An 11,618-nucleotide genomic window follows, 5' to 3' on the forward strand; every position below is an offset into this window, starting at 1 on the left:
GGCCCCGCGACGGACTCGCGCGCGAGGATGCTGGTCTCTGCAGCCTTGGAAGACTCGAAGACTCGAAGGCTCGAAGGCTCGAAGGCTCGGAAAGCTCGTAAGGCTCGGAAAGCTCGGAAAGCTCGTAAGGCTTGGCACGCTTGGCAGGTATCGAGGGAGCCTCGGAATGGGTTCACATGCCGCACCGCGCCACCACCGGAAGGCACTTGTGGTCGTCTCCGCGGTCGTGCTGACCGCGGCCGGCCTCCTGGGACTCCCTCGCGCGGACGGCGCGCCCGCCGCGGACGGCGCGGCCGACGCCTGCCGCAGTACGAGCGTCCACCTGCCCCGTGGTGACTGCGGCCCCTTCTGGCAGGTCCTCGCGGAGGACTTCAACGGCGATGTGGTGCCGCTGGGCGCGTTCAGCGACTGCGAGCACGACGTCGACACGTCCGCGGCCCACTGCGGGGGGCTGAGCGGCGCGTACCGCGACAACTGGTGGGCCTATCCGACGGGTTGGCGCGACACCGCCAACAGCCGGGACCGGGACGTGGTCGGTGTCTACCACCCCGAGGACACCGTCAGCGTGGGGCCGGCGGCCGACGGCGACGGACGGATGACCATCCGCATGTGGCGGCCCGCGGACGGCGGTCCGGTGCACGCCGCCGCGGTGGTCCCGCGGGCCGTGATGGAAATGGCGTACGGCAAGTACAGCGCACGCATCAAGGTGACGAAGGCGGCGCCGGGCTACAAGTCCGCCTGGCTGCACTACGGGGGCGGTTGCGAGATGGACCATCCCGAGGGCGAGTGGACCGGCGAGCTGACGGCGTTCCATCATCCGTGCGGGGGCGGCGAGCAGGGCTACTTCCCCGGCAGCGACGACTGGACGCAGTGGCACACCGTGTCCACGGAGTGGACGCCCGGGCACGTCCGTTTCTTCGTCGACGGCCGGCAGATCGGACACGACACCCGCGACGTGCCCGACCAGCCGCTGTCCTGGGTGCTGCAGAACGAGAGCGCGCTGGAGGGCCCCGGGGCGGCGCCGGGAAGCAGCGCTCAGCTCGACATCACCTGGGTCGCGGCGTACGCCTACGACTGGAAGTAGCGGCGCGCGGCGCCGAACCGGCGGCACGCGCGTACCGGGCGGCCAACTCCGCGAACGCCGTCGCCAGTTGAGGCGGGCCGATGACTTCGATGTCGGTGTCGAAGTGACCGAGAGCGGCGGCGAGTCCGGTCCATGACCAGGAGCCGAAGGGCGCGACGTCAGCGGCCGGGAGGTGCAGCACGACCTCGCCCCGGCAGGGCCAGTCGGGGGTGGTGCCGTCGCTGCCGCGGAACCGGCTGGTGACGAAGGCGGCGACATCGCCGCCGGGGAGTTCACGCGGGGCGAAGCGGGGCCCCGTGGGGGTGCGGGGACGGATGCGGTCGACGCGGAAGGTGCGCCAGTCCTCCCGGTCCAGGTCCCAGGCGACGAGGTACCAGCGATCCCGCCAGGTGACCAGGTGGTGGGGCTGCACCCGGCGGGGTTCGTCGGCCGGGACGCCGTGCCCCGGGGTGTGGTCGAGGCGCAGCTCCTCGCGTCCGTGGACGGCGCGGCTCAGCTCCGTCAGCACCTGGGCGTCGATCCGCGGCGCCTCGGGAGCCCCGGGCGAGGGGACAGCCGTCACGCGCACCAGGTCGACCCGGTGCCGCAGGCGGGGCGGCAGGACCTGGCGAAGGGCGGCCAGGGCGCGGGCGGCGTCCTCGGCGACGGCGGTGCCGGTGGCCGCGGTCTGCAGCGCGACGGCCAGGGCCACGGCCTGGTCGTCGTCGAACAGCATGGGCGGCACCTGGGTACCGGCCGCCAGGCGATAGCCGCCGCCCGGCCCTTTGACGGTCGTGATCCGGTAGCCGAGTTCGCGCAGGCGGTCGATGTCGCGGCGCACGGTGCGCGCGGTGATGTCGAGCCGCCCGGCGAGCTCCTCGCCGGCCCAGTCACGGTGCGTCTGCAACAGGGAGAGAAGCGCGAGCAGCCGGGAGGACGTTTTCCGCATGGGATCCATGGTCCCCGGGGTAGCGGACACGTCCTGTCCGCTACCTCCGTCAGGGTGGCGCATGAGCCGTCCGCACGGCCGGCCCTGCACATCCGAGCGAGGAGCAGATCATGTCCGTCACGACCACCACCCACCTGAATTTCCGCGGCACCGCGCGCGAGGCCCTGGACTTCTACCGGTCCGTCTTCGGCGGCCGTGCCGTCATGGTCACGTACAAGGATGCGGGCGCCGTGCGCGACGAGAGCGAGGCGGACTGGGTGGTGTGGGGCGAGGTCACCGGCGACGACGGCTTCCACGTCATGGCTTACGACGTGCCCGCTGACCTGCCCTGGAGCCAGGGCGAGAGCCCCTTCTTCGTCTCCGTGCGCGGTGACGACGCCGAAGAGGTGGCCGCCCTGTGGAGCAGGCTCGCCGCCGACTCGGCGGGCTCGACCGTCGTACGTCCGCCGGCGCCGACGCCGTGGGCACCGCTGTACGGCATGCTCACCGACCGCTTCGGCGTCACCTGGGTCCTGGACGTCGCCGCCCCGTACCCCGCCTGAGCCGGCTGCCGCCACGGTCCACCTGTTCGCTCTACTCGTCCCGTTCGCTCCCTTCGCCGGGCGAGGGCAGCCGGTCCTCCCGGACGACGTGCACCGCGGCCTCCTCGGCGCCCGCCGCGCCGCCGTCGATGCCCTCGTCCTCGGCGACCAGTTCCTTGGTGGTGTCCTCGTGGGCGCCCTCGTCCGGCGCCACCAGCCGGCCGGCGCGATCGGCGCCGACCTCCGGGTCACGTGGTTCGCCCGTGGCCCCGGGGGTGTCCCCGATCCCGTCCCCGGCCGGTTCCGTCACATCGGCGACTTCCTGGCTCAGCCGTTCGTCCAGGGACTCGCCTTCCCGCTGCTCGGCCGCCGTGGTGCCCGTCTTGGTCACGCCCAGCGGCTTCTCGGGCGGCGAGTACCCCTCGTCCAGCATGTCGTCGTAGGTGCGCTCGTCCACGGCGTCCTGAAGATCCAGCGGAGCGGCGTCCTCCTGGTCCTCGTTGCTGCCCGTGGGCTGGTAGACGTCGTCCGCCATGTCCTCACCGCTCATGATCGCCTCCCGGACGTACTGCGGGCTGGTTCTGCGTGTTTTCGTCTGCGGGGAGTACCGAGTACCCAGGACGTGACACCTGTTCCCTGACCGGAGGCGGACGGGCCGGAGGCGCGTACGCGCGCGTGCCGGACCTGGGCGCCGGAAGGGGGCGCTGACCTCCTGCGGAGCCCCGCGGCACGTATGAGGGTGCTGTGAATTTCCGGGGCGGTTGAACACGGGTCTCTCCGCGTCCGTATGGGTCCGGGGGATTTCCATGCCGGGACCGACCACCTACGCAGGAGTATTTCCGTGGGACGCAGTAAGCGCAGACGCCCAACAGGTGCGCGGCGGGCGACCTTTGCCGCCGTGGCTCTCATGCTGGGAGGTGGTGGCCTGGTGGCCGCGAACGTGTACGCCTCCGCGACCGAGGACACCTCTCCGACGACCCTGTCGGCCGACGGTGGTTGGGGAGCGGGCACCATCGACTGCCCCGACGTGGGGGACGCGCTGACCAGCGTGCCCGACGACGCGCGGGCGGACGTCGACAAGGAGCTCGCCCAGCTGGACCAGCAGACGGCCCAGGCCTACCAGATGTTGCAGGACCCGGCGGTGCAGGACCGTGACACCGCCGTGAACCGGGTCGTGAATCCGCTCTCCGAGAACCGGGCGGCGACGATCGAGCGCATCGCCGCCGCCCTCGAAGGGACGGGGGAACGACCCGACGGCCTCGACCAGTTGGCGGCGTGCACGCTCCGCGAGTCCGACGACCAAGCCGACGACCAGGCCGAAGACCAGGCCGGGGAGAACGGGGCTCAGGACGGCCAGCAGGGGCAGGGTGACCAGAACGGCCAGGGCCAGGACGGCCAACAGCAGGGCGGTCAGCAGCAAGGCGGTCAGCAGCAGGGCAACGGCGGCCAGGCCGGCAACGGCCCCGTAGCTGCCGACTACGCCGACATCACCACCGCGCCGCCCGCCGCACCGGCCGCGAACGCCGGGGCCGACGCCTCCAAGGGCACCTTCGCCACCAGTTGCGGCGTGAACGCCAACGGCCTGTTCAACTCGGACAACGTGATCGTGGCCCCGGGAGTCTCGAACGGCGCCCACCACTTCCACGACTACGTCGGCAACCAGTCCAACACCGCCTTCGCGAGCGACGAGGACCTGGCGAACGCCGAGACGACCTGTGTCGACCAGGGCGACAAGTCCACGTACTACTGGCCCGTGGTCCGGCTTCAGAACGGCACACAGGAACAGGACGCCAACTCGCCCGGCGGCGGCGTCGAGGGCAACGCGGGTGAGATCGTCACGCCCAAGGAGGTCACCCTCACCTTCGTCGGCAGCCCGGCCGGCAAGGTCACGGCCATGCCGCGGCTGCTGCGCATCATCACCGGCGACGCCAAGGCGTTCGTCAACGGCACCGCCAACGCCAACGCGTCCTGGAGCTGCACCGGGTTCGAGGACCGCCAGCTGAAGGACAAGTACCCGTTGTGTCCGCAGGGCAGCGACGTGGTGCGCACCTTCAAGTTCCAGAGCTGCTGGGACGGCCGCAACATCGACAGCGCCAACCACCGCACCCACGTGGCGTTCGCCCAGGCCGACGGTGCCTGCCCGGCCGGCTTCAAGGCCATCCCGCAGCTCGTCCAGCGCATCGTCTACGACATCGACGCGCCGAGCCTGCAGGACGGCGGCCGCACCACTCCGCTGTTCGCCGTGGACTCCTTCCCCGAGCAGCTGCACAAGCCCGTCACCGACCACGGCGACTTCATCAACGTCTTCGACGAGGATCTGATGAACGAGATGGTCGGCTGCATCAACGACGGCCGCCAGTGCGGTGCGGGTGCCGGCGGGGGCGGGGCCGAGGAGCCCGGCAACGGCGACAACGGGAACGGCAACGGCGGCAACAACGGAGGCGACGACAACGGCGGTGGCGGCAACGGCTCCGATGACGGCGCCACCCAGGAACCCGGTTCCGGTGCCGACAACACGACGGCTCCTGCGCCCGGTTCCGGTGACGACAACGACAACGGCAACGGCAACGGCAACGGCGCGGACGACAACGGCGGCTCCCAGGACGATCCCCAGGAGCAGCCCACGCCGGCCTCCGAACCGCCGACCGCGGGCGAGAGCACCGCACCCGCCGCCGACGAGCCCAGGACGTACACCTCCCCCTCGGCCACGCAACGACCCGCCACACAGTCCGCCGAGGGCGACAACGCGGCAGGCGCCTCGGAGAGCCCCTCGACGGGTGCGGTGGCGCAGCCTCCGCTCGGTGCCCAGACCGAGCCGCAGGGCGGCGGGGGCAGCCTCGCCGAGACCGGTACCCAGCTGTGGCCGGCCGCGGCCGGAGCGGTGCTGCTGATCTCCGGGTTCGTCCTCCTGCGACGCACCAGGCGCCGTTACGTCTGAGCCGGGCCCGCGCCCGGAACCGAGTGCGGCATGCCCCCGACCGAGGCCGGTCGGGGGCATGCCGCACTCCGCCGACTGTCCGAAAACGCCCGACAACGCAAGCGACCGTCATCACCGCCAGATTGGTGCACAGGCGCCTTGATCGACCTCGGCCGGGGCGCGCGCCGCGCGCTCCCGGCCGCCTCCGCGCTCCACCGCCGAGGCCTTGTCCCCGGCCTCCGGGACCGATTGTCAGTGATCGCCGCTAACGTTCCTCGCATCGTCGCACTGGCGCCGGGATGTCCCCGGCTGAACTGTGCTTTCTTCTTGCTGTGCTGATGCGGAAGGCGGGGACTCGTGGGTTGGCTCTCGGCGGGTGACGGGTATGAAGTCGCCCTGGTGGACGGGCGGGTGGCGGCGCGTGCCACCGCGGGCCGGGCGGCGGGACGGCAGTTGAAGTCGCTGCCGCGTGCGCTGCGCGACCACCCGGAGGTGGACCGGCTGCGACGGTTCGCCGAATGGCTGGATCGGCACGCCACGGCCTGCGTCGCGCAGGTCGACTCCTGGATGGTGTCGTCGCTGCCCGTGCCCACCGGTCTGCTGGCCCGGGTGTGGCCGGACGAGGCCTGGCAGTCCGCGCTGCGCGACATGGCCGTCGTGGGAGACGACCCGGACGAGGTCGGGTTCCTGCGCGGGGCCACCGAGGACGGCGAACTGCGGGTGGTGAACCTGGACGGCGAGACCGTACGGCTGTCCCCGCGCACGGTCACGCTGCCGCACCCGGTGCTGCTGCCGGACCTGGAGGACGTCCGGGAGTTCGCGGCGGAGCTGGGCATCGTCCAGCGCGTCGAGCAGATCCACCGGGCGACCTGGCAGCGGCCCGACGACCTCGATCCGAAGGCCACCGAGATACGGGAGTTCACCGGCGGCTCCTTCCGGTCCCGCTTCGCCCTCGCCGCCCGCGCCGGCTCGCTCGGATACCGGGTCTCCGGGGGCTACTCCACCGCCCGGGTGCGGGACGGCGGGCGGACCGTCGAGGCCTCGGTGTGGATCGGGGAGCCGTACTGGGAGGACACGGTGGAGACCGGCAGCCTCACCTGGCAGGACCAGGAGGGGCGGGCCCTGCCGCTGCGCGAGGTCGGGCCGGTGGCGTGGTCGGAGGGGATGCGGATGGCCGCGGCGCTGTACGCCGGGCGCGTGATCGAAGAGGGCAAGAGCGCATGAGCGGGGGGACGCAGGTGTCGTACGAGGAACTGCTGTCGGCGGGCGCGGTGCTGCCGCCGGACACCGAGGGGGCCGGCGAGCGGGCGGTGCCGCTGACGGCGCGCGCCTACCGCCATCCGGGGCTGGACGACCGTGTGGTGGTGCGGCTGGTCGCCGGTGAACTGGGCGCGGCCGAGGACCTGGCCGCCGGGTTCCTGGGCATGGAACAGGACGCCGAGCCGGCCGTCGTGGGGTTGGGGCTGCGTCAGTCGCTGGGCTTTCCCGAGTGGGTGCTGGTGCACCACCCCGAGGACGGCCATCACGCCCTGGGCGTCGTACCGGACCTGGAGCGGGCGGCCCGGCAGGCGAAGTCCCGTCCCAAGGCGGCGATGGACGCCTATCTGGAACTCGGGAGCCGGCTCGCGGCGTCGGTGCCGCACTTCCTGCCGACGTTCTACGAGCAGGCCGGGCGGGTGTTCCTCGCCGAGGAGAACGCCACCTACGCCGCCCAGTTGTTCACCCGGGCCCGCAAGGCCGAGGCGGAGCACGGGCTGACGGTGGAGGAGGAGCGCCTGGACGCGGTCTTCCTGGAGTTCGCGCTGGCCGGTGCGCTGCCGGTCAAGGTGCTCTCCGCGTACGGCAAGGAGCTGGCCGCGCGCGTGTCGGCCGAGGAGGCGCTGCGCCGCTTCACCCGGCTGTGTCTGCGCCGTACGGCGGGCGGTCTGCCGCCGTCCGCCCAGATGGCCAACGACCTGCGCAGGCTGGCGCGGGCCGCAGGCGAGGACGCCGACCGCGCCGAGCAGGACTACCTGGCCGAGCTGCTGGGACTGCCGGCCACACTGCGGGCCGCGGCCGGCTGGTGGAAGGGGCACCGGACGGCCCTGGTGGCGCTGGCCGAGCGTGAACGGCGGGTGCGGGGCGCCCTGTTGGACACGCTGCCCGCCGGCAGCGACGACGACCTGCCCGTGATGTGGCTCCAGGTGCTGGAGGCGTCCGGCGCCACGGCCGGGCTGTGGGACGGCTCGCTGCCCGCGGAGGAACGGCCGGGTGACGGTACGGCGGGCTGGCTGGAGCGCTTCCTGGTGTTCCGGGAGCGGGCCCGGTCCTGGCGCGGTCCGACCCGGATGCCGGAGCTGTACCCGCTGGTGGAGCGGGCGGCAGCGCGGTTGCGTACCGAACTCGCCGCGTCCGGGCGGGCGTTGAAGGTGCAGCACGACATTGATCTGATCGACCTGCTGCTGTCCCTGGACGTGCCGGTGGCCGCGCCGCACAAGAACGAGGACCTGCCGCTGAAGGCCTGGGCCCTGGGCGAGGGGCAGCGCGACCTGGTGTTCCTGGGCGCCGACCCGCGCTTCCGGGACGCCTTCCTGCGCGGCGCGGACCACTTCCACCACGACGACCAGGCGCTGCGCGCCATCCGTCTGCTGGCGGCCGCTCCCGGTGGCCGACCCTGGCTGGCGGAGTGGGTGAGTTCGGTCGTACGGCGGTTCACCGCAGTAGGCCTGCCCGGTCTGCCGAACGCGCTGGCCCGGCTGGGCTGGCTGCCCGCCGAGGCGCTGGCGCTGGCCGAGGACGACGTGCGCGCGGCGGTCGGCACCGATCTCGCGCCGGTGCTGGCCCGCACCCTGCGCGCCGGGCTCTTCGACGAACTCGGCTGGCCCGCCTGGGAGGAGGCGACCGCCGGCCTCGTGCCCAAGGACCGGGTGGAGGACGTCATCGTCGCCGACGCCTGGCCCCATCTCGTCGTCGCGGGCCAGGCCCAGGCCCGCGTGATCGGCGCCGAGGGCACGCTGCTCACCCACGACCTGCGGCTGCCCGCGAACGACGTGTCGGGCGACCCGGGCTTCCACCACGTGGACGGTGAACTCCTCGTCTACTGGAACTCCCGCAAGGACGGCCTGCGCGGCTACTGGCACTCCCGTGCCGACCGCGTCGAGTCCCTCAAGGGCCCGCACGGCACGCGGGGCACCGAGATGGACTGGTACCGGGGCGACTTCCCCCTCACCCTGCCCCTGCCGGAGGGCGGCCGGACCACCGGTCGCGGTGTCCTGCACGCCGGGGACACCACCCTGCCCGACGAACGGCCGCTGCTCTTCGACGGCTCCTCCCACTGGGTGTGGCACGCGGACTCCGAGGACCGCGAGACGCACGGCTGGTACGAGTACGACCCGGCCACCCAGCAACGCGGCCGCATGAGCAAGCCCGCCTTCCTGGCCGACGCCCTGCGCGACGCGCCCGAGGGCAGCGAGTACGCGGGCGGACGGCTGCTCCCCTCCCCGACCGCCGAAGCCACCCCGGCTTGCCTGCCGGTGAACGGACTGACGGGCCTGCGCGTGGTGCAGCTGCCGGACGGTTCGCTGCGCGCCGAGGACCTCGCCGGACGCACCGTCACCGTGCCCGCGCAGGCGGGCCGTCCGACCGCGATCGTGACGTTCCCCGGCGCCGAGCGGCCCAGCGCCGTCGTGCGCAACAACTGGCAGCTCGAAGTGGTCGACGCCGACGGGGTCGTCACTGCCTGGGGCAAGACCGACCGCACCCCCGGGATCTTCGGCGAGGGCACCCTGCTGCTGCCGCCCGTGCAGTACTGGGAGTGCCTGACGCCGCGTGACCCGGAGGGCTCCAAGGCGCTGCGGGGCATCGACCGCGACACGGCGGCAGCGCTGCTGGCCGCGGCGGCGAGCGACGACAAGAAGGACGCGCTGCCCGACGCGATCCGCGCCCTCCTGCCGGTCACCCACGAAGCGCTCGTGAAGGGCATCGCCGGGGTCGCCCGCCATGCCGCGGCGCAGCAGGCCGTGCTGGACGCGGCGGCGGCCCGGCTCACCCGCGCCCTCGAAGGCGGTCTGGAGGACGAGGGGCCGGCCGGACCGGCGGACCGGCTGCTGACGGACGCGATGAACGGACTCGGGGTGTCCCGCCGGTACTGGTGGAACCGGAACGACGAGGCCGACACCGTCTTCCGCGCCCTGCGGGTCCTGGCCAGGGCCACCGGCCGCACCGAACCCGCCCTCCCCGACCGTCCCGACGTACGCCTGCACCTCGACGGCCACGCCCTGCCGAGCGGCGAGCCGGAGCTGGAGCCCCTGCTCGGACGCGTCACCGCCCTGGCCTACCGGGCGGCCTCCGGCACCACCGGCGAGGAGCACCGCGAGGTCCTGCGCACGCTGCTCGCCGAGTTCGACCGGCTCGGGCTGGCGCCCGCCGCGTCCGCTCACTGGCGCAAGGTGACTCTGCGCGTGGCGGCGGCGCCGCTGCGCGCTCCCGGCGGTGAGTGGCGCGACGGCGCGTGGTACGGCGTGCTCCCGCTCGCCGCCGGTGCCTTCGTCGCCGTGACGGGACGCCGCGCGCTCGGCGACGAAGGCGGCATCTTCACCGGCTGGTTCCACGACCCGGCCGGACGGTTCGAGACGCCGCAGCCCTACGAGGTGCTGTCGTCGGAGCCGCTGGGCGAGGAGTCGGCCGTGGGGCGCCTCGGTGCGTTCCTCGCGGAGCTGGCCCGGCGCGGCCCCGCGCCCTGGTTCCCGGCGGCCGCCGAGGAGTTCGCCCGGCTGACCGGGGTGACCGACACCATGGCGCGGCTGATCGTGGCCGGTCTGCCCGGGATCGACGTCTACGAGCGGAGCTTCCTGAGCGCGGAGGCCCGCACCCTCATCGGGGTGAAGACGGCTCCTGCCGCGGTCGCCAAGGACGAGCTGAGCGAGGTCGACGGGTCCGTCCGGGCCGCCGTCGTGGGCGCCCTGCTGCCCGCCGAGCCCGCCCGCCTGTGGACCGAGGGCCCGGACGTGGCCGCTGCCGCCGCCGTGTGGAACGACGAGGTCGGCAAGCGGGTCGCCGTCCCCGAGGCACTGCTCAGCGACGCGGTCCGCGCCTTCCGGTACTCCGCCTGGCCGGTGCGTCAGGCGCTGCCCGCGCTGCTGGCCCCGTCCGCCTCCCCCCAGCTCAGCCGGGACCTGGAGTGGGCTGTCAGCGGCGACCGGGTGCGGCCCGTCGGCAGCGACACGGACGGCTTCACGGCGGGAACGCTGACCGGCTCGGTCGGCCTCCTCGCCTGGCTCGCCCACCGGCTGCCCGCCGGCGACCCGATCCGGGCCGCACTCCCTCCGGCCCTGACCGCGGTGCGCGAACGGCTGGCGCACCCCGGACTGATGCTCGACCTGGGCCGGTACATCAGCCTCCCCGACTTCCGGAAGACCGCCGGCGCACCCACCGAGACCGGCCCGGGCTTCGAGCGGTACGGCGCCGTCGTCCTGTCCACCCACGACGACCAGCCCGCCCCGGGCCTGCGGGTCGCCCTGCTCGACGAGGCCGGGCAGGACCCCTACCTGCCCGCGGTCCGCGTCGACAACCAGCAGCCCTACGCCGCCGAAGTGGCCCTGCGTCTCGTCCGCGACCAGCGGTTCGCCGCTCTGCTCGCCGACCCCGGCGAGCCGATCGCGGGCGACCGGGACAAGGAGGGCACCTGGTGGCCGCAGGACCCGGGCCGCTCGGTACCCGAGCTGATCACACAGGCGGCCAAGGAGTACGGCCTCGGCGAGGACGCCGCCACGCTCTATCTGATGCTGCTCGCGATGCCCGACCCGACCGACCGCATGACGGCCCGGTGGACGGGCTGGAAGCCGGCCCGGCTCAAGGCCGCCCGCGCCGAGCTGGCCGCGGGCGACCTCGTGGTCGAGGCCACCCGGACCCGGGCCGGACGGTCGCTGTTCCTGCCGGGCGGCTGGGTCGAGCAGTCCGCGCCGCGCGTTCCGCTGGAGCGCTGGAAACTGCCGCTGTTCGGCGAGGCGGCCGACGAGAACGCGCCGTTCGGCGTGATCGTGCCGCTCGAACCGGCCGCGGATCTCTACCGCCGGGCGTGGCAGCGCGTCCAGGACGGCGACGCTCCCCGGTTCGAGGAGCTGAAGAGGGCACGCCGGGGACGCCGCCGCTGACGCGACACAGCCACGGGGCGCCACCGTCCACCGGTGG

7 protein-coding genes are annotated in these 11,618 nt (G+C 73.5%); 5 read left to right on the forward strand and 2 right to left on the reverse strand.

Annotated elements, in window-relative coordinates; all coding sequences use genetic code 11:
- Window positions 1–166 precede the first annotated feature (166 nt).
- Complete coding sequence (locus tag DI272_RS43585; protein WP_109501400.1) at window positions 167–1,084, forward strand: glycoside hydrolase family 16 protein; 918 nt, start codon at window positions 167–169, stop codon at window positions 1,082–1,084.
- Here DI272_RS43585 and DI272_RS43590 read toward each other — a convergent pair.
- Window positions 1,047–2,012: a YafY family protein gene (locus DI272_RS43590; RefSeq protein ID WP_109501424.1), complete on the reverse strand. Its 966-nt coding sequence runs from the start codon at window positions 2,010–2,012 to the stop codon at window positions 1,047–1,049. The genes DI272_RS43585 and DI272_RS43590 overlap by 38 nt on opposite strands.
- Window positions 2,013–2,122: 110 nt before the next feature.
- On the opposite strand from DI272_RS43590, the gene DI272_RS43595 reads away from it, so the two are divergent.
- Window positions 2,123–2,554, forward strand: a complete 432-nt coding sequence (locus DI272_RS43595; RefSeq protein WP_109501401.1) for a VOC family protein — start codon at window positions 2,123–2,125, stop codon at window positions 2,552–2,554.
- Window positions 2,555–2,585: 31 nt separating this feature from the next.
- On the opposite strand, the gene DI272_RS43600 is transcribed toward DI272_RS43595, so the two are convergent.
- Window positions 2,586–3,083 carry a DUF5709 domain-containing protein gene (locus DI272_RS43600; RefSeq protein ID WP_109501402.1) on the reverse strand — a complete coding sequence of 166 codons (498 nt, stop codon included), beginning with the start codon at window positions 3,081–3,083 and terminating at the stop codon, window positions 2,586–2,588.
- Window positions 3,084–3,440: 357 nt separating this feature from the next.
- On the opposite strand from DI272_RS43600, the gene DI272_RS43605 reads away from it, so the two are divergent.
- From DI272_RS43605 to DI272_RS43615, 3 genes are all read left to right on the forward strand, one after another.
- Window positions 3,441–5,471: a DUF1996 domain-containing protein gene (locus tag DI272_RS43605; protein ID WP_258314942.1), complete on the forward strand. Its 2,031-nt coding sequence runs from the start codon at window positions 3,441–3,443 to the stop codon at window positions 5,469–5,471.
- Window positions 5,472–5,807: 336 nt separating this feature from the next.
- A complete protein-coding gene (locus DI272_RS43610) occupies window positions 5,808–6,674 on the forward strand; it encodes a DUF4132 domain-containing protein (RefSeq protein ID WP_109501404.1) in 867 nt (288 codons plus the stop codon).
- Complete coding sequence (locus tag DI272_RS43615; RefSeq protein WP_181387595.1) at window positions 6,671–11,581, forward strand: DNA-binding protein; 4,911 nt, start codon at window positions 6,671–6,673, stop codon at window positions 11,579–11,581. The genes DI272_RS43610 and DI272_RS43615 overlap by 4 nt, the downstream gene beginning before the upstream one ends.
- Window positions 11,582–11,618 lie beyond the last annotated feature (37 nt).

The organism is Streptomyces sp. Act143, assembly GCF_003143935.1.
Lineage (GTDB): Bacteria > Actinomycetota > Actinomycetes > Streptomycetales > Streptomycetaceae > Streptomyces.